21 protein-coding genes, 1 pseudogene and 1 riboswitch are annotated in these 23,280 nt (G+C 34.7%); of the genes and pseudogenes, 19 read left to right on the forward strand and 3 right to left on the reverse strand.

Annotated features, from left to right (window positions below; translation table 11 throughout):
- The first annotated feature begins 13 nt into the window (after nt 1-13).
- The 15 genes and pseudogenes from BN349_RS05055 (at nt 14) to BN349_RS05125 (ending at nt 15,841) form a co-directional block, all read left to right on the forward strand.
- Complete coding sequence (locus tag BN349_RS05055) at nt 14-901, forward strand: sirohydrochlorin chelatase (protein ID WP_019241189.1); 888 nt, start codon at nt 14-16, stop codon at nt 899-901.
- Entirely contained in the window at nt 898-1,674 is a 777-nt protein-coding gene (cobK, locus tag BN349_RS05060; RefSeq protein WP_019241190.1) for a precorrin-6A reductase, read from the forward strand. The genes BN349_RS05055 and cobK overlap by 4 nt, the downstream gene beginning before the upstream one ends.
- Before the next feature lie 147 nt (nt 1,675-1,821).
- Nucleotides 1,822-2,469, forward strand: coding sequence for a precorrin-8X methylmutase (locus tag BN349_RS05065; RefSeq protein ID WP_019241191.1), 648 nt, complete (start codon nt 1,822-1,824; stop codon nt 2,467-2,469).
- On the forward strand, nt 2,470-3,582 hold the full coding sequence (locus BN349_RS05070; protein ID WP_019241192.1) for a cobalt-precorrin-5B (C(1))-methyltransferase: 1,113 nt from the start codon (nt 2,470-2,472) through the stop codon (nt 3,580-3,582).
- A complete protein-coding gene (gene cbiE / locus BN349_RS05075) occupies nt 3,560-4,780 on the forward strand; it encodes a precorrin-6y C5,15-methyltransferase (decarboxylating) subunit CbiE (RefSeq protein ID WP_019241193.1) in 1,221 nt (406 codons plus the stop codon). The genes BN349_RS05070 and cbiE overlap by 23 nt, the downstream gene beginning before the upstream one ends.
- Nucleotides 4,773-5,480 (forward strand): precorrin-2 C(20)-methyltransferase, encoded by a 708-nt coding sequence (gene cobI, locus BN349_RS05080; protein ID WP_019241194.1) that lies wholly within the window; start codon nt 4,773-4,775, stop codon nt 5,478-5,480. The genes cbiE and cobI overlap by 8 nt, the downstream gene beginning before the upstream one ends.
- Entirely contained in the window at nt 5,477-6,250 is a 774-nt protein-coding gene (gene cobM, locus BN349_RS05085) for a precorrin-4 C(11)-methyltransferase (protein WP_019241195.1), read from the forward strand. The genes cobI and cobM overlap by 4 nt, the downstream gene beginning before the upstream one ends.
- Complete coding sequence (locus tag BN349_RS05090) at nt 6,250-7,371, forward strand: cobalt-precorrin 5A hydrolase (RefSeq protein WP_026089174.1); 1,122 nt, start codon at nt 6,250-6,252, stop codon at nt 7,369-7,371. The genes cobM and BN349_RS05090 overlap by 1 nt, the downstream gene beginning before the upstream one ends.
- 25 nt (nt 7,372-7,396) lie before the next feature.
- A pseudogene (locus BN349_RS23390) lies at nt 7,397-8,775 on the forward strand (cobyrinate a,c-diamide synthase).
- Between the two features lie 18 nt (nt 8,776-8,793).
- On the forward strand, nt 8,794-9,558 hold the full coding sequence (gene cobA, locus BN349_RS05100) for a uroporphyrinogen-III C-methyltransferase (RefSeq protein WP_019241197.1): 765 nt from the start codon (nt 8,794-8,796) through the stop codon (nt 9,556-9,558).
- Between the two features lie 21 nt (nt 9,559-9,579).
- Nucleotides 9,580-10,143 carry a nitroreductase family protein gene (locus tag BN349_RS05105; protein WP_019241198.1) on the forward strand — a complete coding sequence of 188 codons (564 nt, stop codon included), beginning with the start codon at nt 9,580-9,582 and terminating at the stop codon, nt 10,141-10,143.
- Between the two features lie 334 nt (nt 10,144-10,477).
- Nucleotides 10,478-11,875: a protoporphyrinogen oxidase gene (hemG, locus tag BN349_RS05110; protein WP_019241199.1), complete on the forward strand. Its 1,398-nt coding sequence runs from the start codon at nt 10,478-10,480 to the stop codon at nt 11,873-11,875.
- A 403-nt stretch (nt 11,876-12,278) separates the two neighbouring features.
- A complete protein-coding gene (locus BN349_RS05115) occupies nt 12,279-12,500 on the forward strand; it encodes a hypothetical protein (protein ID WP_019241200.1) in 222 nt (73 codons plus the stop codon).
- 141 nt (nt 12,501-12,641) lie between these two features.
- A riboswitch (cyclic di-AMP (ydaO/yuaA leader) is annotated at nt 12,642-12,787 on the forward strand.
- Nucleotides 12,788-12,998: 211 nt separating this feature from the next.
- Nucleotides 12,999-14,825, forward strand: a complete 1,827-nt coding sequence (locus BN349_RS05120) for an APC family permease (protein WP_026089175.1) — start codon at nt 12,999-13,001, stop codon at nt 14,823-14,825.
- Nucleotides 14,826-15,166: 341 nt separating this feature from the next.
- The gene (locus BN349_RS05125; RefSeq protein ID WP_019241202.1) at nt 15,167-15,841 is read left to right on the forward strand and encodes a DUF421 domain-containing protein; all 675 of its coding nucleotides are present in this window, start codon (nt 15,167-15,169) and stop codon (nt 15,839-15,841) included.
- A 152-nt stretch (nt 15,842-15,993) separates the two neighbouring features.
- On the opposite strand, the gene BN349_RS05130 is transcribed toward BN349_RS05125, so the two are convergent.
- From BN349_RS05130 to BN349_RS05140, 3 genes are all read right to left on the reverse strand, one after another.
- Nucleotides 15,994-16,557, reverse strand: a complete 564-nt coding sequence (locus BN349_RS05130; protein ID WP_019241203.1) for an FAD-dependent oxidoreductase — start codon at nt 16,555-16,557, stop codon at nt 15,994-15,996.
- Nucleotides 16,558-16,719: 162 nt separating this feature from the next.
- Nucleotides 16,720-17,172 (reverse strand): PaaI family thioesterase, encoded by a 453-nt coding sequence (locus tag BN349_RS05135; RefSeq protein WP_019241204.1) that lies wholly within the window; start codon nt 17,170-17,172, stop codon nt 16,720-16,722.
- Between the two features lie 332 nt (nt 17,173-17,504).
- Nucleotides 17,505-18,494: a DUF4003 family protein gene (locus tag BN349_RS05140; protein WP_081591182.1), complete on the reverse strand. Its 990-nt coding sequence runs from the start codon at nt 18,492-18,494 to the stop codon at nt 17,505-17,507.
- 321 nt (nt 18,495-18,815) lie between these two features.
- On the opposite strand from BN349_RS05140, the gene nagZ reads away from it, so the two are divergent.
- The 4 genes from nagZ to BN349_RS05160 all read left to right on the forward strand — a co-directional run bounded on the left by nagZ (nt 18,816) and on the right by BN349_RS05160 (nt 23,201).
- Nucleotides 18,816-20,036 carry a beta-N-acetylhexosaminidase gene (gene nagZ, locus BN349_RS05145; protein ID WP_019241206.1) on the forward strand — a complete coding sequence of 407 codons (1,221 nt, stop codon included), beginning with the start codon at nt 18,816-18,818 and terminating at the stop codon, nt 20,034-20,036.
- A gap of 127 nt (nt 20,037-20,163) precedes the next feature.
- Entirely contained in the window at nt 20,164-21,351 is a 1,188-nt protein-coding gene (locus tag BN349_RS05150; protein WP_019241207.1) for an iron-containing alcohol dehydrogenase, read from the forward strand.
- Between the two features lie 25 nt (nt 21,352-21,376).
- A complete protein-coding gene (locus BN349_RS26095; protein ID WP_019241208.1) occupies nt 21,377-21,532 on the forward strand; it encodes a hypothetical protein in 156 nt (51 codons plus the stop codon).
- Nucleotides 21,533-21,989: 457 nt separating this feature from the next.
- On the forward strand, nt 21,990-23,201 hold the full coding sequence (locus BN349_RS05160) for a GNAT family N-acetyltransferase (RefSeq protein WP_019241209.1): 1,212 nt from the start codon (nt 21,990-21,992) through the stop codon (nt 23,199-23,201).
- The last annotated feature ends 79 nt before the right edge of the window (nt 23,202-23,280 follow it).

Raw genomic sequence — 23,280 nt, forward strand, 5'->3', positions numbered from 1 at the left:
GGGGAAATGAAATATGAAGGCTGTCTTATTTGTAGGTCATGGAAGTCAATTAAAAGAAGGAAATCAAGAAGTCAGTGCATTTGTTGAAAAAATGCTACCAACTATGGATGGAAATTTAATAGTAGAAACTTGCTTTTTGGAGTTTGAAACACCGAATATTCCACAAGGAATTGCTGCATGTGTGAATAGAGGAGCAACAGATATTCATGTAATTCCGATTATTTTGTTACCAGCTGGTCATTCGAAAATTCATATCCCAGCGGCAATTGACGAGGCAAAGGAAAAGTATCCGAATGTGAACTTTACATATGGTAGACCTATTGGAGTACATGAGCAGATTCTTGAAATACTAACATCTCGCTTACAAGAAGCAGGTCTAGATATAAATGTTAACCATGAAGAGACTGCTATTCTATTAATCGCTAGAGGAGGAAGTGATCCTGATGCCAATAGTGATTTTTACAAAATTTCAAGATTACTTTGGGAGAAGTTAGATGTAAAGTATATTGAAAATGCATTTATGGGTGTAACATCTCCTTCTGTAGATGAAGGAATAGAGCGTTGCTTAAAACTAGGTGCCAAAAAAATTATCATGCTTCCTTATTTCTTGTTCACTGGTGTTTTAATGGAAAGAATGGCTGATTGGAAGGATATCTATGAAAAGCAGTATCCAGAATGTGAATTCGTTTTAGCTGAATATTTTGGTTACGATCCTAAGCTGCAAATTATTTTACAAGACCGTGTGGCTGAGGCTTTACAAGGAACTGTAAAAATGAACTGTGATACTTGTAAATATCGAATTGATGCGATGGAGTTTGTTGACCATCATCATCACCATGATCATTCCCACCATCACCATCACCATCATGAACATCATGATAAAACGGAGTCGGTGAAATGATTTTATTTTTAGCAGGTACTAGTGATGCAAGAGAATTAGCCATTTCCATAGAAGCAGAAGGGTATCCAGTTTTGGCTACGGTCGTAACTGAATCGGCTGCTAATAGCTTGAAAGCAGAGGGCTTGCATGTTCATATTGGTCGATTAACAGCTGAAGATATGGAAGAGATGATTCGTAAAAAAAACTTTAAAGCCATTGTGGATGCAAGCCACCCATTTGCTGAAGAAACATCAAAAAATGCTCTTCTAGCAGCAGAATTAGCGAATGTTCCTTATTTTCGCTACGAAAGAGAAATACAGAGTTTTAAAGATGATAAGCTAATAATCGTGAAAAATTATGAGGAAGCGGCAAATTTAGCTGCCGAAAAACGCGGTGTTATTATGCTGACGACTGGTAGCAAAACACTGCATATTTTTACAGAAAAGTTACTAGGTTTAGAAAATACTAGACTGCTAGCAAGAATGTTGCCGCGCTTAGATAATATGGAAAAATGTCAAGAGCTTGGTGTGGAGCAAAAGAATATCATTGCCATCCAAGGGCCATTTTCTAAGGATTTAAATAAGGCTTTATTTGAAAACTACGGTGTCACGCTCATGATTACAAAAGAAAGTGGAAAAGTTGGTTCGGTGGACGAAAAGCTAGAGGCAGCTTCAGAAAATGGAATCGAAACGATTATGATTTCACGTCCAAAAGTAGAATACGTTAACGTCTATTCAGATTTTGTAGATATGATTGCTGCGATAAAAAGTCAAGTTAGCCAGAAAAAGCATTAGATTAGGAAGTTGAATCAAATAGTAGAAAAGTTGAATCATTTTCTCTTGAAGTTGAAACAGTTTCATAAAAAGTTGAATGAGTTGATCTCAAAGTTGAAACGAATCAATCAAAAGGCAATGGTTTTCATTGAGAAAGGGGAAATACAATTGGATTTTCGTACAGAATTTAAACCATTAACAGTACAACCACAACAAATAGAAGGAATTAGTTTTGACATTATAACAGAAGAAATAGGGGAACATCCTTTTTCACCTGAACAATACAAAGTAGTTCAGCGAATTATTCATGCTTCAGCTGATTTTGAACTAGGTAGAAGTGTTCTCTTTCATCCGAATGCCATTAAAGCCGGAGTAGAGGCTATTAGAAAAGGTAGAAATGTGATTGCAGATGTACAAATGATTCAAGGGGGAGTTAGTAAACCGCGAATTGCGAAGTATGGTGGCGAGGTAAAAGTATATATTTCCGATGAAGATGTCATGAAAGAAGCAAAGCGTTTAAACACAACACGTGCCATAATCTCGATGCGAAAAGCATTAGAAGAAAATGAAGGTGGTATTTATGCAATTGGAAATGCACCGACAGCTTTATTGGAACTAATTCGACTAGTGAAAGAAGGGGTAGCAAAACCAGATTTAATTATTGGTTTACCTGTAGGGTTTGTATCAGCTGCTGAATCGAAAGAGGAGTTGGCTAAATTAGATATACCATTCATTACGAATATTGGTCGTAAAGGTGGTAGTACAGTAACGGTAGCTGCGATTAATGCTATTTCTCTATTAGCCGATCAAAAATAAATGCAAAAAAAAGAAAGAAAAGATCCATCAAAAATGCGACATGGATATACAACAGGAGCTTGCGCAACAGCAGTAACAAAAGCAGCATTACTTGCACTAATTACGGGAGAAAATCAATCTGATGTAACGATTCATTTACCAGTTGGAAAAAAAGCAACATTTCTAATTGAAAAATACGAACGAAATGAGGAATGTGTTACAGCTGAAACGATAAAAGATGCTGGAGATGATCCTGATGCAACCCATAAAGCATTAATCGTTTCAACTGTACATTGGATTAATGAGCCGGGAATTGTATTAGACGGTGGAATTGGGGTAGGCAGAGTGACAAAGCCTGGTTTACCCATTCCGGTAGGTGAAGCAGCAATTAATCCGGTTCCACGAAAGATGATTTATGAAACTGTTCAAGAAGTAATGGAAGAATACGATGTGTCAAAAGGAGTTAAAGTGGTCATCTCGGTTCCAGATGGTGAAGAAATTGCTAAGAAGACGTTGAATGGCCGTTTAGGTATTGTAGGAGGAATATCCATTTTAGGAACAAGAGGTACCGTTGTTCCTTTTTCAAGTTCAGCTTATATGGCTAGTATAGTTCAGGCTATTAGTGTTGCCTTGGCGAATGGTTGTGAACATTTGGTGTTCACTACAGGTGGACGAAGTGAAAAATATGCCATGAGTCTTTATCCAGAATTACAAGAAGAGGCATTCATTGAAATGGGGGACTTTGTGGGTTTTTCAATGAAGCAGTGCAAAAAGCAGGGAGTAAAAAAGGTGTCTCTAGTTGGGATGATGGGGAAATTTTCGAAGGTAGCACAAGGAGTTATGATGGTTCACTCAAAAAGCGCACCTGTTGATTTTCATTTTTTAGCAAAAGTGGCAAAGGAAGCGGGAGCGGATGATGCTTTGTTAGAGGAAATATCGCTAGCAAATACAGCCTCTCAAGTAGGAGATTTGATGCTTGAAAATGGCTATACACACTTTTTTGATCAATTAAGTGCGTACTGCTGTCACTCGATTTTGAAAGAAGTGAAAGGTGGTCTTAACTGTTCTACTGCCATCTATTCCATGAAAGGACAATTATTAGGAAGGGCTGTTGACATTGACACAATCAATTAAGCTAATCGGTATTGGTGATAACGGTACAGAAAGCTTGTTACCGTTATACAAAAAATGGATTGATGAATGTGAAGTATTAGTTGGCGGTGAGCGAGCTCTTTCTTTTTTTCCAAAATTCAAGGGCGAAAAGGTCATCATTAAAGGTGGACTGAAGCAATTAACAGAACGTCTTTTGCAGGAAAAAAAGCCAACGGTTATTCTCGCTTCAGGTGATCCGTTATTTTATGGAATAGGAAGCTATTTATCTAAACATATTAAGCTCGATATCTATCCTTATTTAAGCTCGATACAAGTAGCTTTCTCTAGAATAGGAGAATCATGGCAGGATGCTTATTTCACAAGTGTTCACGGAAGAAGTATAAAGGGATTAGCACAAAGAATAGATGGCTATTCGAAAATTGTGCTTTTAACAGATAATCAAAACACACCCAATGCCATTGCAGACTATTTGTTAAAATTTGGCATGATTGAATACCGTGCTTTCGTTGCGGAAAATTTAGAATCCATCAATGAAAAATGTGGTTGGTATGAACTTGAAGAGATGAAGCAAGAGAACTTTTCTCCGTTAAATATTCTCATTTTGAAAAAAGAAAAAGATTGTAAAGAGTGGTCCTTAGGTATAGAAGATGAAGAGTTTTCTCAACGTAAACCCGATAAAGGATTAATAACCAAAAAAGACATTCGTGTTTTAAGCCTATCATATATGAATCTTAAAAAGGATAGCATCGTTTGGGATGTAGGAACTTGTACTGGCTCAATGGCCATTGAAGCAGCCAAAATTGCTCGTGAAGGCCAAGTGTTTGCAATTGAAAAAAATGAAGCTGATCTTGACAATTGTATGCTCAATCAACAAAAGTTTCGTGTGGATCTCACGGCCATACATGGAAAAGCTCCAGAAGGGTTAGAAATGTTTCCTGATCCAGATGCCATATTTATAGGAGGCACTGGCGGTGAAATGAATGAGCTTATTCAAGTGTGTTGTTCACGACTGAAAAAAGGAGGCCGCATTGTTTTAAATGCAGTCACTATTGAAAATTTATATTTAGCTAATCAAGCTTTCAATCAAGCAGGATTTGATACTTCTGTAACGCATACTCAAATTTCAAAAAGTAAACCTATTTTACAAATGAATCGTTTTGTTCCTTTAAATCCGGTTTATATCATTTCAGCAGAAAGAAAGGAAGGAAACAATGAGTAATCTTGGTACATTGTTTGGTCTAGGAGTAGGTCCTGGTGATCCTGAGTTAATTACAGTTAAAGCTTTCCGCAAAATTACGGAATCACAAGTAATTGCCTATCCGAAAAAAAGAAAAGGTAGTAAGAGTTATGCACAGAAGATTTGTGATGTCTATCTCAATACTGCAGAGAAAGAGATGCTTGGCCTTGTTTTCCCGATGACGAAGCATAAAGAAACGCTTGAGCGTGAATGGAATCAAGCTGTTGAACTTGTATGGGAGAAACTAGAACAAGGAAAAGATGTGGCGTTTTTAACAGAAGGTGACCCCATGCTATACAGCACCTTTATTCATATGATGAATTTGATGACAGCGTTACATCCTGAGGTAAAGATTGAAGTTGTACCAGGTATTTCATCAGTTCTAGGAGTAGCCTCTCGACTTTCCATTCCACTTGCTGATGGTGATGACCATGTTGCGATTATTCCGGCAACTGATAATTATGAAGAAATGAAAAAAGTAATCGAGAATCATGACTGCGTTATTTTTATTAAAGTAGCTAAAGTGATAGATTTAATGCTTTCTGTTTTAAGAGATTTACAATTAATGGATAAAGCGTCGGTTGTTACGAAAGTGACTTCTGATGAAGAAATAATATGGGATATCCGCGAATTAGATGGTGTGGAACTTGAATATTTAACGTTAATGGTGGTGAGAAAATGAAAATTTACATTGTTGGAGCAGGACCAGGTGACCCGGATTTAATCACTGTTAAAGGATTAAATATTCTTCAAACGGTTGATGTCATATTATATACGGATTCATTGGTTAATGATGAATTAATTGCAAAGGCAAAGCCAGATGCAGAAGTGTTAAAAACAGCAGGTATGCATTTACAGGAAATAGTTGAGATCATGGTTAACCGTGTTCGAGCAGGAAAAAAAGTTGCCAGAATACATACAGGAGATCCAGCGATGTATGGAGCTATCATGGAACAAATTTCTCTTTTAAAAACAGCAGGTATTGGCTACGAAATTATTCCAGGCGTTAGTTCAGTTTTTGCTTCAGCAGCAGCTATAGGAGCAGAGTTAACCATTCCAGATTTAACCCAGACGGTCATTTTGACTAGAGCAGAAGGACGTACTCCCGTACCGGAGTTTGAAAAGTTACAAGAATTAGCGAAGCATCATTGTACAATTGCGATGTTTTTAAGTGCAACATTAACCAAAAAAATAATGAAAGAGCTACAAGCAGCTGGATGGAGTGAGGAGACACCCATAGCTGTCATTCAACGTGCCACTTGGCCAGACCAAAAAATTGTCCGTACAACATTAGCACATTTAGATGAAGATATGCGAAAGAATGGGATTCGTAAGCATGCGATGATACTTGCTGGATGGGCATTGGATCCAGGTATTCACGATAAAGACTACCGTTCTAAGCTTTATGATGCAACTTTTACTCATGGTTTTAGAAAAGGTGTGAAAGCATGATGATTCAGTTAAAAGAAGGAGAATTTCCTGCGGTTAATCAACATCATCAATATGCGATTGTCGCAATAACAAAGCATGGGGTTGAACTAGCGAGGAAATTACATGCTGTGTTTACTCATTCTGATTTGTATTATATGAGTAAACTCGAACGAGGTGATGAGCAGCAAAAACATATCCAATTATTTAGTGGAAGCGTTCGACTATTACTTCCTGTTCTTTTTCGAAAATATGATGGTCTTATTTTGATTATTTCGCTCGGTGCAGTTGTTCGTATGATTGCACCGATTTTACAAGATAAAAAAACGGACCCTGGAATTGTTGTAATTGATGATCGTGGTGAAAATGTCATTAGTGTTTTATCAGGTCATTTGGGAGGAGCTAATGAATTAACACATGAAGTAGCAGCTTCATTAGGAGCTAGCGCCATTATTACAACGGCTTCTGATGTTCAAAAAACGATTCCAGTAGACTTATTTGGCTCTCGATTTGGCTGGGTTTGGGATTCTGCTGAAAAATTAACACCAGTTAGTGCATCAGTAGTGAATGAAGAAAGGGTTGCCATTATCCAAGAATCAGGGGAAAAAAATTGGTGGACCTTCGAACGAGAAATGCCTTCTCATTTTACTCTTTATTCTGATATTCAAACGGCATTAATCGATAAACCACAAGCGGCACTTGTGATTACGCATCGGAAGTTAAATGATGATGAACATGCCATTTTGGAAAATGGAGTCGTTTATCGACCGAAAAGCTTAGCTATTGGTATGGGGTGTAATAGAGGTACATCAGCAGAGGAAATTGAACAAGTTATCCTTAATACGATGGACGAGTTAAAGCTATCGATTAAAAGTGTTAAAGCAATTTGCACAATCGATCTGAAAAAAGATGAGCTTGGATTAGTGGAAGTAGCTAATAAATATGATTGGGAATTTGTTTATTATTCTCCTCAGGAGCTTAACAAAGTAAAAATAGAGCAACCATCAGATACGGTTTATAAATATACAGGTGCTCATGGGGTAAGTGAGCCAGCTGTGAGGCTCTATACTAGGGCTGATGAGCTTGTCCTCGTTAAGAAAAAATCAGGTAATACTACAATTTCGGTAGGTGTTATTGAATTCTAATCAAATTGTTAGAGGAAGTGTAAAAATGAAAAGGAGAAGATTAGTCCTAGCGGGAACTGGTAGTGGTGTTGGAAAAACAACATTAACTCTAGGTATTATGTCTGCATTCCGGAAAAAAGGGTATTCTGTTCAAGGCTATAAATGTGGACCTGATTATATTGATCCAACTTATCATAGTGCTGTTACAGGAAGAGTTTCTCGGAATTTGGATAGTTGGATGTTCGATGAAGAAATATTGAAAGATATTATAGCTCGAAATAGTGAGGATGCGGATATTTCAATTATAGAAGGGGTAATGGGTTTTTTTGATGGGAAAAGCCCATTATCCAATCAAGGTTCAACTGCTGAAATTAGTATAATTACAGATTCCCCAGTAATTTTAGTTGTGAATTGTGCAAGTATGGCACGTAGTGTTGCTGCAATAGTTAAAGGCTTTCAAAATTTTGACTCTTCACCGAATATCGTTGGAGTAATAGCTAACTGTGTAGGAAGTGAAGGTCATTATAAAATTGTTAAAGCGGCAATTGAAAAAGAATGTGGGATTCCAGTTGTTGGCTATATGAAAAAAGAAAGCCATATTGATATACCAAGCAGACATTTAGGTCTTATTCCAGTTATTGAACGAGGAGAACTTGATGATTTTTTTGATACATTAGGAGAACTTGTTTTAGAGACTGTGGAGGTAGATCAGCTATATCAACTAGCTGAAACAAAGGTAATTGAAAAAAACATACATCCATCTTTGAATCAAAATTAGAAGAGATTGTAACGATTGCAGTGGCGAAAGATGCTGCATTTAATTTTTACTATCAAGAAAATTTGGAATTATTGGAAGCGTACGGAGCTAAGCTTGTTTATTTTTCACCATTAAAAGGAGAAGTACTTCCTACTGAAGCCAATGGTCTATATATTGGGGGAGGTTTTCCAGAAGAGTTTGCCGATATTTTAGCTCACCATGAAGATGTGAAGAGCTCGATAAAGATTGCCATTGAAAATGGTTTACCAACACTAGCAGAGTGTGGCGGCTTTATGTATTTAACGGATTCTATTATCTCATCAGATGGTAAGAGCTATGACATGGTGGGCTTAATTCCTGGGAAAGTCACGATGCACACTAAAAGAGTGGCATTAGGCTACCGAGAAATTAATGGAGCTACCGATAATTTTTTGATTAGACAAAATCAATTTGTAAAAGGGCATGAATTTCACTACTCGACCTTTTCAACGGATATGCCTTATAAACCGGCTTACGAGACGAAAGGAAGAAAAGGAGTAAAAAAAGAGGGTTATTTATTAGATAATCTTGTATCGGGTTATACTCATCTACATTTTGCTTCTAATCCTGAAATAGTTAATCAATGGGTTCAAACTTGTTTACTGTATAAAACAAAGAAGACATCATAGAGGAAAGGGGTTTGTTTCATGAAGAATGGAAAAGTATATCTTGTTGGGGCTGGACCTGGAGACCCTAAACTATTAACTATACGGGCATTAGAGTGTATAGAACAAGCAGATGTTATTGCTTATGATCGATTGGTCAATCCAGAAATATTAACATATGCTAAAAAGGATGCAGAAATTATTTTTTGTGGGAAATTACCTGGGAAGCATGCATTCATTCAAGAAGAAATTCATCGATTATTAGTTGAAAAAGCGCTGGCTGGTAAAACAGTCACAAGATTAAAAGGTGGAGATCCATGCGTATTTGGTCGAGTAGGAGAAGAGGCGGAAATTTTAGCTGAGCAAGGGATTTATTATGAAATTGTTCCTGGCGTTACTTCTGGTATTGCGGCACCGGCTTATGCAGGAATACCAGTAACTCATCGTGATTATGCGTCTAGCTTTGCCATGGTTACAGGTCATGGAAGAGCAAACAAAGGTCAAGATCATATTAATTGGCAGGCACTTGCACAAGGAATTGATACGATTGCCTTTTATATGGGGATGGGAAATCTACCCTACATATGTGAAAGTTTGATAACCCATGGTAGAGATATTCAGACACCGGCTGCTGTTATAGAATGGGGAACGACGAAACGACAAAGAACCGTTACTGGAACACTTGAGAATATATATGAGTTAGCTGAAGAGGCTGGCTTAAATCATCCAGCTATTTTCTTAGTGGGGGATGTTATAAAAATTCGAGAAAAGGCTATGTGGTTCGAGAAAGTCATTGATTGTGAATAGAATTTAGAGGTGTAGGGATAAGTGAATGTATTAGAGGCTTTAAAAAAACGAAGAGCGATTCGAAATTATGAAAATCGTGAAATAACAAAAGATGTCATAGAAACCTTATTAGAAGTTGCTACATGGGCACCTAATGATCGTAATAGAGAGCCTTGGAGTTTTTTTGTCATAAAGGATGAAGCAAAGAAACGCTATGAAAATATGGCTGAACAATACTTGGAAGAACGTTTTCCAACAAAGCCCAATCTTATTAAGAGTTCACTAGACGTTGTAACGAGTACACCTGTTATCATTGTGGCAACTGCTGATATCACATCAGATGATGAAGCTGCTTCTACAGATAATGAATATGCTGTTTGTTGTGCCATTCATTCCATGTGGTTAGCAGCGGAAGAACTTGGACTAGGTTTTGTCTGGCGTACTCGTGGAGTAGGGCTAGTTAGAGATCAGCGTTTATATGAGTTTATTGGAGCGCCTGAAAATAAAAAAATCATTGGTACTGTCTTTATTGGCTATCCTCAAGAAAATCTTGAATTAACTGATAAAAGAAGAAAATCATATGATAATAAAACAATTTGGCTATAAGTATAGATAATGTCATCATCTTGTGCTGTTTTCTAAAAGGTGTTGTTTTTACATAAGTTCATTAGTATAAAAAGGATGAGTAGAATTCAACTTATGCGCACTTGTGATAGAATGGTAATAATTTTTGCGAAAATATCATGAAATTTAAAAGTATTGTAATAATCTGTTAACAATTAAAGCGTATAGTGTAGTTATAACCCCTTTTTCTTAAAATATATGTTTTGTAAATAGCTAGCCCATTGGGTTAGCTATTTTTCTGTCACTATATTGGAAAATTTATCATTTGGTGTAAGTGCTATAATTATAGATAATATTTGAGGGGGAAGTGGATACTGTGAAGAAAGTTGTCGTCATAGGTGGAGGCATTACAGGACTATCAACGATGTACTATTTACAAAATTGGAAAAGGCAACACGGATTAGAAATTGAGTTACTATTAATTGAAAAAAATAATCAATTAGGTGGGAAGATTAGAACGGTTTATCATAATGGTTTTAAAATCGAAAGCGGTGCGGATTCCATTGTAGCAAATAAGAAGGATGTTCTTCCTTTATTAGAGGATTTACAATTAAATGATGATATTGTTTATAATGCAACAGGTACGTCATTTATTTATACAGATCATCAATTACATAAAATGCCTGATGGCTGTGTATATGGGATACCTACAAGTATAGCTGCTTTAAATAACAGTGCTCTTGTTTCTAAACAAGGAAAGGAAGCTGCGCTTAAGGATTTAGATAGTGAGAATATAAGGTTTACAAAAGAAGACTCTATTGGAGAGTTTTTAGAGTGCTTCTTAGGTAAGGAAATGGTTGAAAAACAAATATCACCGATTCTTTCTGGTGTTTATTCAGGAAATCTTTATGATCTTTCCATTGCTTCAACACTTCCATATTTACTAGATTATAAGAATGAATATGGTAGTATTATACGTGGATTAGCTGCTAATCCTCTACAAGCTAATAAAAACAATAAAAAATTTATTTCGTTTAAAAATGGATTAAAAACATTAATTGATCAATTAGAATCCAAATTGACAGATGTTACTATTTTAAAAGGGGTACAAACATCTTCGGTTCAAAAAGAAAAACATGGATATGCAATCACTTGTGAAAATTACGATACTATACAAGCAGATACGATAGTTTTAAGCATACCTCATAATGCTGCACAGCAATTATTGAACGATGAGAAATTAGATCAAAATTTTAATCGATTAAAAAACTCATCTCTAATTAGTATTTATTTAGGATTTGATTTACCAGATTCAAAATTACCGACAGATGGTACTGGCTTTATTGTTTCATCAGAAGATACGGATTTGCTTTGTAATGCTTGTACTTGGACAAGTAGAAAATGGCCAAATACATCAACAGATGGTAAATTATTAACACGTCTTTTTTATAAAAGTTCCATACCTTCTTATGAGCAACTGAATAATATGAACGAGAATGAATTGTTGAAAGTAGCGATGATGGATATCGAAAAATCGCTAGGATTGAAAGATATGCCTATTTCAGTAGAGGTAACGAAATGGACGAACTTAATGCCCAATTATACGATTGAACATCCAGAGTGTATACGTTTATTAAATATGGATTTAGAAAAAACGTATCCAAATGTTCATTTGGCAGGCTGTTCATACTATGGCGTAGGTATTGGAGCTTGTATTACAAATGGTAAAAATTTAGCAGAACGTTTAGCTAAAAACCTGTTTGTATTTGCGTAATAATTGTAGGAAAAGACTTGTATCGTATCAATTATTGATACGATACAAGTCTTTTTTGATGATCATTTTATTCATTGCGACGGTTGTGAATGTAGAAAGTCTAGCAAGTGGATTGCGACGCGCGACATGATAAGTAATTATTTGGAGTGAAGGTTCATCGTCGACTGCCATACGGACTTGGAACATAAATCAAGCAATATTTGTTGCTTGTTCAATGACAACACGGTTTGTGATAATGGTATTTGTTATATAGGTATAATATTATTTGTGGCTGAAAAAGACTTTTTGAATGTAAATTCGATATAAACTAATAATTTGTAAAGGAAAATGGCAAAATAAATCAAGTGCAATTCATAAATATAATCTAATGTATCGAGAATAGATTATAGAAAGAAGTGGTTGAATGGTTGAGTTATTAGGTATATTAGCTGGAGTATTTATCTTATTATCCTTTGCAATTACTGGGGAAAGAAAGATTCGCATGATTAATATTATCGGTTGCATCCTGTTTGTCGTTTACGGTCTTTTAATTGGGGCACTAAGTATATGGATCATAAATGGAATTCTAATTTTTATACATATTTGGTATCTAATAAAAGGCAAAATAAAAGAGGAAAGTAAATAATTTTTGTTCTCTACATGACCTTCGTCTATGAAAATTGAACGAAGGTTTTTTTAGTAAATAACTATTGAAAAATATTTTTATTTTTCGAATAAATTTATTTACATATAGAAAAGAACGGAGTATTATAATCTCTAGTTTCATATTTTCAAATCGCTTAATCATTATGAGCGGGGGACCCATAATAGGATGAATAATGTCCTGCCGGGGTGAATCCTACGTTTTGTAGGTAGGGATACTCTTCTGTCCCGAATCCGACAGCTAACCTCGTAAGCGTTGTGAGAGGGGAAGGTGAAGCTTATGGAAAAATTTATAACAGTCCATAAGGTTATTTACTGTGCCTTATGGGCTTATTTATCTTTGTCTTGAACAGCATATTGATGAAAAAACTAGTTCGTTGACCTTACACTGCAATATATAACTGCATAGGAGTAGCACAATTTGAGGAACGAACTTAGTAATTATGATCGTATTAAATTTCAATCATATGGAGATGTCATTATGTTATCAGGATTAAAAAGATTGTTAATTGGTCATCCGCTTAAGTCAACCGAATTAGGAGATCAGAAATTAAATAAGAAAAAAGCTTTAGCTATTTTATCTTCAGATGCTTTATCATCTGTAGCATACGGACCTGAGCAAATATTAATAGTCTTACTATCAGTAAGTGCACTAGCATATTGGTATTCGATTCCAATAGCTGCATTTGTATTATTTTTGCTATTGGCACTTATCTTATCATATCGTCAAATCATATATGCTTATCCACATGGTGGAGGAGCATATATAGTATCAAAGGAAAATTTAGGTGTAAACGCGGGGCTGATTGCAGGAGGATCTTTATTAGTAGACTATATTTTAACCGTATCGGTTAGTGTTTCTGCTGGTACAGACGCTATCACATCAGCGTTCCCGACACTTCACCCATATAAAGTAATAATTGCTTGTGTTTTAGTTATTTTGTTAACTTTACTGAATTTAAGAGGCTTAACCGAGTCTGCTTCGATTTTAGCTTATCCAGTTTATTTATTTGTATTTGCTTTATTCATATTAATTGGTGTCGGTATATATCAAATTGTAACAGGTCACGTTTCACCTGATTTACACCAATCAATCGGTACACCTGTAGCAGGTATTTCGTTGTTTATATTATTGAAAGCATTTGCTTCTGGCAGTTCAGCATTAACAGGAGTAGAAGCAATTTCAAATGCTATTCCTAATTTTAAGGATCCCGCACCTAAAAATGCTGCAAAAACGTTAATGGCAATGGGGCTAATTTTAGCTGTACTATTTACTGGAATTGTTTTTCTTGCTTATTATTATGGAGTTGGACCAAAGCATGATGAAACCGTTGTATCACAGATTGCTAGTCAAATATTTGGAAGAAACTTGATGTATTATTTTATCCAGGGGACTACAGCCTTAATTCTTGTCTTAGCTGCTAATACGGGTTTTTCTGCTTTTCCCTTACTTGCTTATAATCTAGCAAAAGATAAATATATTGCCAGAATGTTTACGAATAGAGGGGATCGATTAGGTTATTCAAATGGTATTATTTTTCTAGGAATCGCTTCGATAGTATTAATTATCACTTTCCAAGGTCATACGGAAAAACTAATCCCGTTATATGCAGTCGGTGTATTTATTCCTTTTACGTTTTCTCAAACGGGTATGCTTGTAAAATGGATTCGTGAAAAACCAAAAAACTGGCTTGTAAAACTAACTATTAATTTTGTTGGAGCATTTATTAGCTTTGGTGTTATGATGATTTTCTTCATAACAAAGTTTACTCAAGTTTGGGCAGTATTAATTTTCTTACCATGGCTTATTTTCTGCTTTCATAAAATTAAAAAGCACTATGATGCAGTCGGTGCACAATTGAGAATCGCTATAGACGATCCCGCACCTAAAATTTCAGGGAATGTAATCATTGTACCTATAGCTGGAATGACAAGAGTTGTGGAAAATTCATTGAATTATGCTAAATCACTCGCACCAGATCAAATCATCGCTGTTCATATATCATTTGAAAAAAATAGTGAAAAGAGCTTTGAGGAAAAGTGGAAGAAATGGCAACCGGATATTCGATTAGTTACGCTATATTCAAGTTATAGAAGCATGGTTCAACCACTTACCAAATTTATAAAAATCGTTGAGCATAAAGCAAATGAGTCTAACTATCGAGTAACGGTACTGATTCCACAATTTATTCCGAATAAAAGCTGGCAAAACATTTTGCATAATCAATCCAGTTTAATCATTCGAACTGTGCTACTTTATCAAAAGGATGTTATCGTTACAACAGTGCCATTTCATTTAAAAGGCTAAGATAGCTGTCTTAAATATGGTATCCTTTAAAAGAGCTGGTGTTTACGTGTCTAGTTAGATTATTTTTATCATTTACTTCTTCCGCTATAGAGGAAGAAGTAATATATACAAAAAGAGAGGGTGTCCAACCAATTCAATGGATTTTGGACACTCTCTTTTTTAGATTAATAGTTTGTGATTTTATTGATTTTATTTAGTTCATTGAACGATAACTGAATATCTCATATTCATTTAAGTTATATTCACTTCCAGATGAATGAAGTTCTCAGAAGAAAAGAGAATATAATAGGTTATTTTCGACATAATGAAATTATAGAATGCTGCTTCAGGAGGAATTGTTTTTGGGAGATTTGAATATTGGCTTGATAACAATTAAATTACTTATAGGCTTTCTAGCTTTATTTTTTACAATCCTGATAACAGGGAGAAGTTCGATTACGCCTTTTCATTATGTATTTATCCTATTATTGGATGATTTAGTTGGACATGCTATCTATGAGGATCACATTAATATTATGTATGTGTTATATACAATTGGGCTGTGGACCGTATTAATGCTGTTGTTTCAATATCTCTCATTAAAATGGAACAAGGTAAGGTTTATTTTAGAAGGAAAACCTGCGATTATTATTAGAAATGGAATAATTGATAGGAGTTTAGCTGCTAAATATAAACTGAGTGTGAATCAAATATTGAGTTTATTAAGACAAAAAGATGTTTTTTCATTACGTGAAGTTGCATTTGCACTTATGGAGCCGAATGGACAAATCAGTATACGTTTGCAGTCAACACATGAAAAAACAACAAGACAAGATTTTCATTTTCCTGAGAACCCCATATTTTTAGCTACTACATTTATCCTTGATGGCAAAATTATTTGGGATAATTTAGAAGAATTTGGTTACGATCGTAATTGGCTGTATAATCAATTACAGGCTCAAGGGTTTGAAAATGAAAAAAATATATTTTATGCGGAATGGTTACAAGATCAAGGGCTTCATATTTCTCCAAAATGAGATTTATAAGTTGAAAAACAATCATCTTTAGCAACTAACATAAAAGTATTGTTATTAACGAAGATAAAGCATTACGCTTAATTATAAAATAGATAAGAATGTAAGAGGGTGGCGTCCTAAAATTATGGACGACACCCTTTTAACAATAGCTCTTATTTCAATATGTCATGATCTACATATCGTTCTCCATTTATCTCACTTAGAACGTTTATTGCTACTTTTGCTCCGTCGCCTGCTGTGATAATCGTATGTACACTTACTCCTGCACAAGTACCAGCAGCCCATATTCCTGGAATGTTTGTTTGCCCTTCATTATTTACATCTAACACGGTTTTAATTCTAGGTTCTGTACCAGCTTTTGTTAGAAGTCCAATTGTTTCTGCAAGTGGAACAAGAGCGCCAGTAGCTAGAATAACATGATTTGCTTTGTAAGTATCATTGTCTTCAGTTACTATTTCAAACCCTGATTCTAATTTTTCAATGTTAGTAACTGTAGAAGCTACTAGTTCAGTACCAAATTTTTCTGCTTGTTTTTTTCCTGTTTCAATTAAATCTGGACCAGCTACTTCTAAAACTCCGTAATGATTTTCAACCCAGGCACGTTTTGTCATACCTTTGTCATTATCAATTAATAATGTTTTCTTACCAGCCTTTGAAGAAAAGATTGCAGCGCTAGCACCAGCTGGTCCAGCTCCAATAATAATAATATCAAACATATGTAATCATCCTTTCTTTAATAAATAGCTTCAAGAGGTAGAGTATATGTAATTTTCTTAATTGTCAAATATTATGTGGTAATAAACGGTTCTTATGGTGAAGAAATTATATCGGTGATGATAGCAAAGCTAAAAACTGCGCGAAGGTGCAGTTTTTAGCTATTATTTTGTTTCTTGAATCGATCTGCCTTCTGCCATTTCTTTTCGTAGAATCATACAGGTGCTTGTTGAGTGTGCAACTAAACTATCTTTTTCATCATAAACATGACATTCAAGTAAGCCAATATTATTTCCTTTTTTTATAACTTGGCTGATCGCACGAAGCTTAGATCTCCAAATAGGTTTCAAAAAATTAAGTTTGATTTCAACAGTAGTAAAGGCTTCATCATCTTCAAGTGTACTAGCAAAAGCATAACCCATTGCAGCATCAGATAAGTCACATAAAATACTACCATGAAGGGTTCCCATAGGGTTATAAAAACGTTCGGATGTTTCCATTTCAAAAATGATTTTTCCTACTTCTAAATCAGAAATTTTAAATCCTAATAATTTTGCGATTGGTGCATCTGGAAGCTTACCTTGTTGAACTTTTTTTAAATTATCGTAATGTTTCATAGTTTTCTCTCCTTATCATATGGAATGGCATGTTAATAATCATACTAGTATAAAATGAATGATTAATCATTCATTTTTGAGGCTTATGTAAAGAATAAAGAGGGTGCCAATGAAAGTCTGTTTTTATGAGCTTATAATATGTAATTTAGTCCAGTGAATAAAATTAGTAAAAAACTGTTGAGTGGAGTACCTGCTGTAATACTCCTAAGAGAGCAGCGGGGGAGCGAAAGGCCCGCTGCTCTATGACTACTGTGGAGCAAAATGCACCCTTTACTAACTACTTATTTATAATGAAAATAGTCCTATGAAAATATGAAAAATCCCCTCAAGTATTAATTAGAAGATGAACCTGAATTAGAAGCTGCTGTGGCAGCTGATATGGAAGCAATAATAGCTGCTTGTTCGGCTAATATTATACTTTGAATACTGTTTTGAATAGTAGAGTTTAAAGTCTGAGCAGATTCAGCCCTTAGATATGGAGCAGATACTATAGCAATAGTAAATAAACTACGATTTGCTTTTCCTAAGCTAAAGTTCCCAAACCCTTTTTGTTTACTAAGCTGGTCATCTACTTTCATCATTTCATTTACAATACTTTCTGGCTGAACTTCAAGGATTGCTAATATCCCTAAAAGGGTTTTAGAGTAGGAATTGAGAGAGATTTTATTCTCTTTTAATAATGCTTCATATTGCAATAAGCGATCACATTTATTTGAATGTGAGTCATTACTTAGTGATAATAAATGACTAATAGCTTGTAAAGTATTCCCTTTTCTTAAACCCTGATTATTTAAGTAATCGTAGCATTTTTCTATTTCATGAATAGCCAAAGAAACATCAGAGTGACTATGAGCAAGAATTAATGCGTTCATATAATCTTCACTTGAGGTTAACCATACATGCTCTTCTTTCATTTTTTGATAGAAATCAAGGGCTCTTTCAATAATCATTGATACATCATTATTGTCTACTTCAGTTGCCAAAAAATAGGCCATGAATGGAAGGTTATGTGAGCGTTTGAATCCTGCTTTCTTTAGGTCTTCGTAATATTTTTGAGTCAATTGAAACACTTCAAAACCATTTGAATGTAAAGATAAGGCTATAGAAATGGGAAGTAAATTATTGCTTCTGAAATAAGAAAAAGCAGAAGTTTCTTTTTTTACGTATTCCATCATTTCTTTTGCTTTTTCGATATCCACTGTTTGATTTTGCAAAGCTATTTGTAAAGCGGCGAATTTTTGAACTAATTGATTTTCAAAACGAAATGCTTTTTTTATTTGCTTTTCATTTTCTAGAAATAAATCTAACATGGTATTCATCATTAATCCTCCATTAAAAATTTTTTATTCAGTGAAACTCTTTTTAGAGAAGCTTACATAAATCGCCATATTGTATATTCTGGCATATATATTCCAACATCCAAACTTTGATGCTTCTAATGTAAAGGAGTGGAGTATTAGCTCTAGTTTGTGCGGTATAAAATAAGTATAACTTTATTTATGATATTTTTGATTTTTTTCTGTAATTATCTATTTTTGGATAAGATTTATCAATAAATCATGAAAACCCTGAGTTGAAATGGCATATACTTTAAAATGGGAATAAATATTGAAGAAATTATTAGCAAGAAAGGGTCCTTATTCATGCTTAGAAGATTATTTCTCATTATGACAGTCTTTTTATTTGTTATTAGTGGATGTGGTGTTACAGAGCCAGTCAATCAAAAAATACATATAGAGGAAGTTTCAGTAATAAAAAAGGTTGATAAAATACAAGAGCAAGTAAATTCCATGACTTTAGAGGAAAAAGTAGGCCAAATGATTATTGGTGGCTTTGACGGTTATCAGCTAGATACGAATGTTCAGTCATTAATAAATCAATATAAATTAGGAGGTTTTATCCTTTTTAGCCGGAATATTAAGGATACGAAACAGCTCGTTCAATTAACCAATGCATTGAAAAAGGCTAACACTGTTAATAAGATCCCTCTCTTTTTATCTATTGATCAAGAGGGTGGCAGAGTGAATCGTATGCCAAAGTCGATTATCAATACTCCAAGTAACCGCATGATTGGACAAAGTAAAAAATCTGCATACAGTTATGAACTAGGAAGAGTTCTTGCAAAGGAAGTATCAGCGTTAGGATTTAATGTTGATTTCGCCCCTGTATTGGACATTCAAAGCAACCCGGAAAATTCGGTTATTGGTGATCGTTCCTTTGGTTCTGATGCTAATCTTGTAGCGAAGCTAGGTGTATCAATGATGAAGGGAATCCAAACTGAAAATGTAATTTCTGTCGTTAAACATTTTCCAGGACATGGGGATACGTTGATGGACTCTCATTATCATTTACCGAAAGTACATGCTTCACTTTCAAGATTACAATCGTTTGAATTTATTCCTTTTAAGGAAGCTATTGAAAGCCAAGCGGATATGGTAATGGTTGCACACATCCTATTGTCTAATGTAGATGGAAAATATCCAGCATCGATGTCAAAGGTTATTATAGAAGATATTTTGCGAAATCAATTAGCATTTAATGGAGTTGTCGTTAGTGATGATTTAACTATGGGAGCTATAGTGAACCATTATCCAATTGCTAATGCGGCTATACGATCTGTAAGAGCTGGTACGGATCTTCTTTTAATTGGACATAATCAAGATCATAATGTTGAAAAAGTATTTCAAGCGCTTAAGAAAGCTGTACAAGATAAAAGAATTAGTGAAGAACGAATTGATCAAAGTGTATATCGGATTCTATCTTTAAAGAAGAAATATCATCTGAACTCAACTCCAAAATTTGCTTTACAGGTGCAGGAATTGAATAAAATGATTCAGCAAGTTATTAAGAAAGGAACTGAGTAAGGTAAGAATACATGATGAAGAAGAGAAATAAATCTGTGAAAATGTAATTTAAATTTAGAGCTTGCAGGAATGTTAAGCTTTAGCTGGAATTAGGTAAATAATAAATGAAGAAGTGGGTGATGTAATCGTGAATGATTATCATATTTTCCAATCTCCTCAGAATATTATTTATGGTAAAGGGTCTTTTGAAATAGTTGGTAAGGAAGCTAAGCGTCGAGGGAAGAAGGCACTTATAATCAGTGATCAGACGATGCTTTCTCTAGGATTTGTTGATCAATGTTGCAGCTATTTACAACAAGTCTCAATAGAAAGTGTCGTGTATTTAGGAGTAGTTACCGAACCTAATGATCAATATGTGGCTGAAGCTTTAGACATTTGTCGAAGCGAGTTCTGTGATGTTGTTATTTCAATAGGTGGAGGTAGCTGTATAGATACAGCAAAAGCGGTTGCTGTTGTATCTGCAAATGGAGCCTATATTGGAGATTATATCAATGGAAATAAACAACCATCACATCCTTCACTACCTCATATAGCTATCCCCACTACTGCCGGCACAGGTTCCGAGGTCACTGATGTCACTGTAATTACAAATTCTACGAATGATGTAAAAATGATGATTAAGCAGCCTGTTTTTTTGCCAACAGTTGCTATTGTTGATCCAACTCTTACACTTTCTTCACCAACACAAATAACAGCTTCTACAGGAATAGATGCACTCTGTCATAGTATTGAAGCCTATTTGTCCCGAAAGGCCCATCCTCTAACAAATACATTAGCACTTTCTTCGATGAAGTTACTCTATGATCATTTACCGATCGTTTACCGAGAAGGGAGCAATATAAACGCTCGTGAAGCAATGGCTTTAGGCTCTTTACAAGCAGGATTGGCTTTTTCAAATGCTTCTGTCTGTTTAGTACATGGTATGTCACGTCCGATTGGAGCTCTTTTTCATGTCCCACATGGTTTATCAAATGCTATGTTGCTACCTGTTGTTTTACATTTCAGCAAGGGAGAATGTATGGAGCAATTAGCGAGTATAGCGAATGTGATTTGTCCAGATCAACATTTTCCTTCTACAATGGAAGCTGCTGATTTTACAGTAGAGGCGATTGAAAAACTATGTGAAACATTAGAAATTCCTAACTTGAAGCAATGGGGAATTACTAAAGATGAGTATATGAAAGCTATTCCAAAGATGGTAAATGATGCAATGGAAAGTGGAAGTCCCGACAATAATCCACGAGTTCCAACTATTGAGGAATTGAAGGTCTTATATGAAGATTGCTATGATTATCATTTTTTAATGAATCATTAGGCTATATGGAGAGGAGAGTGGAAAGATGACCTTTTCAAACATTATGTTAGTATTCATCTTGGGAATTGTAATGCTTTCGATTGGACTTACGACTAACAACAAATGGTTAAAGTTGCTTTCTATTATTCCGTTTGCTATTACCGTTTGGCAGTTAATCAGCCTATTTTTAAATGATTTATGAATCTTCTATTGAAGTAGATTTAGAGCTTTGAAGTTTTAGTACAAATAATTTAGATATCTATCATGCTTGCAATGAGCTATTGTTGAAAGAAGGAAGGGTCTTCTTTTAAGTTTTATCTTATTGCTAAAGCATGTTTTTTTCTTGTAATTATGGCACTACTATACGTTATTAATGGTTTTTCATATGGGTGGAATACGTATGAGATACCGAGGTTGAGAAGTAATTAAGGGGGATCCTATAGGGAGAGCTTTTTGTTACTTTTCATAATCGTATTTATTCCGTTTAAATGCTAACAGATTATTTGTGAAATTACTAATAAGAAAATTTGCATTCCTTTCTACAATTCATAGTGGAACGATTGACTAATTTGTAATGCAACGATAATGTTAATTATAGTAGTATAATCATTTTGAAGGTTTAATAGTGAATTATCGTATAAAATTAGGAGGGAACTAGAATGGGTACCGGGCATCATAAAGGTTTAACGATGCGAACAATTAAGGTAGAAGAGGTGGATCAATTTTCTGATATTATTAAATATGTGTTTCAAGTATCAAAAAAGACAATAGATGAAGATGTTGATTTAATTGCCAAGAAAAGTCATCAATTAAAGCCAGGAACGGCTTTAGGATGGTTTGATAAGGATAAATTAATATCGCAAATCGTTACACTTCCATTTGAAGTAAATATCCATGGTGTTATTTATAAAATGGGAGGTGTTACTGGTGTTGGAACATATCCAGAATACGCTGGTCAAGGACTCATTCATATGTTAATGAAAGAAAGTTTAAAACGAATGAGAGAGAAAGGGCAATACATCTCTTATTTATATCCATATTCGATTCCATATTATCGGAAAAACGGATGGGAAATTATCTCTGATCTAATTGAATATAAAATTAAAGATACACAATTACCGAAATACCGAGAAATTAATGGTAGAGTACGTAGGGTTGACATGAATCATCATGATGTAAAAAAAGTATATGATGCGTTTGCTAGAAAAACAAACGGTGCGATGGTTCGAAATGATTTAGCTTGGGAAGCGAAATTATTAGAAGGTCCATCTGATATACAGTCTGCGGTGTACTATACAGAAGATGACAAGCCTGAAGGTTATTTGAATTACCGTGTATTAGAAGAAAAGTTTTACGTAGATGAAATGATCTATTTGAACGAAGAAGCAAGAAGAGGTTTATGGAATTTTATAAATGCCCATTTTTCCATGGTCTATTTCGTCGAAGGAAAAACATGCGTTCATGAACCGGTCGCTTTCTTATTAGAGGACGGAGAAATTGAACAAAAGATATTTCCTTACTTTATGGGAAGAATTGTAGAGGTTAAAGGGTTTTTAGAGAGATTCCCTTTTAAAGAAGTGAAAAATTCAAAAATCATTTTGAAATTAAATGATCCGATTCTTGAATGGAACAGAGGAACCTTTATATTAGAATGGGATGAAAAAGGTAAATTACAAATTGACTGCGATAAAAATATCCGATCTTCTGAAGGAATTACTTTATCAATTCAAACACTAGCAACTATGTTACTTAGCTATCAAAGACCATCATTTTTGATGAGCATTTCAAGAATATCAGGAGATAAACAAATGGTGGACATGTTAGAGAAAATCATTCCAAATAACGCTCCTTGTTTTTTTGATTATTTCTAATAAATATATTCTGTATGACATATGTTAAATCTATATACAAAAAAGCACTGTGAATCATTTTTGCAGTGCTTTGTCTATG

Source organism: Bacillus sp. AP8 (assembly GCF_000321185.1).
Taxonomy (GTDB): Bacteria; Bacillota; Bacilli; order Bacillales; family DSM-1321; genus Bacillus_AD; species Bacillus_AD massilioanorexius.

Coding starts and splice junctions, on each gene's coding strand:
- BN349_RS05055 (WP_019241189.1), top strand. CDS start 14: ATGAAGGCTGTCTTATTTGTAGGTCATGGAAGTCAATTAAAAGAAGGA.
- cobK (WP_019241190.1), top strand. CDS start 898: ATGATTTTATTTTTAGCAGGTACTAGTGATGCAAGAGAATTAGCCATT.
- BN349_RS05070 (WP_019241192.1), top strand. CDS start 2,470: ATGCAAAAAAAAGAAAGAAAAGATCCATCAAAAATGCGACATGGATAT.
- cobI (WP_019241194.1), top strand. CDS start 4,773: ATGAGTAATCTTGGTACATTGTTTGGTCTAGGAGTAGGTCCTGGTGAT.
- cobM (WP_019241195.1), top strand. CDS start 5,477: ATGAAAATTTACATTGTTGGAGCAGGACCAGGTGACCCGGATTTAATC.
- BN349_RS05090 (WP_026089174.1), top strand. CDS start 6,250: ATGATTCAGTTAAAAGAAGGAGAATTTCCTGCGGTTAATCAACATCAT.
- cobA (WP_019241197.1), top strand. CDS start 8,794: ATGAAGAATGGAAAAGTATATCTTGTTGGGGCTGGACCTGGAGACCCT.
- BN349_RS05115 (WP_019241200.1), top strand. CDS start 12,279: ATGGTTGAGTTATTAGGTATATTAGCTGGAGTATTTATCTTATTATCC.
- BN349_RS05120 (WP_026089175.1), top strand. CDS start 12,999: ATGTTATCAGGATTAAAAAGATTGTTAATTGGTCATCCGCTTAAGTCA.
- BN349_RS05130 (WP_019241203.1), bottom strand. CDS start 16,557: ATGTTTGATATTATTATTATTGGAGCTGGACCAGCTGGTGCTAGCGCT.
- BN349_RS05135 (WP_019241204.1), bottom strand. CDS start 17,172: ATGAAACATTACGATAATTTAAAAAAAGTTCAACAAGGTAAGCTTCCA.
- BN349_RS05140 (WP_081591182.1), bottom strand. CDS start 18,494: ATGATGAATACCATGTTAGATTTATTTCTAGAAAATGAAAAGCAAATA.
- nagZ (WP_019241206.1), top strand. CDS start 18,816: ATGCTTAGAAGATTATTTCTCATTATGACAGTCTTTTTATTTGTTATT.
- BN349_RS26095 (WP_019241208.1), top strand. CDS start 21,377: ATGACCTTTTCAAACATTATGTTAGTATTCATCTTGGGAATTGTAATG.
- BN349_RS05160 (WP_019241209.1), top strand. CDS start 21,990: ATGGGTACCGGGCATCATAAAGGTTTAACGATGCGAACAATTAAGGTA.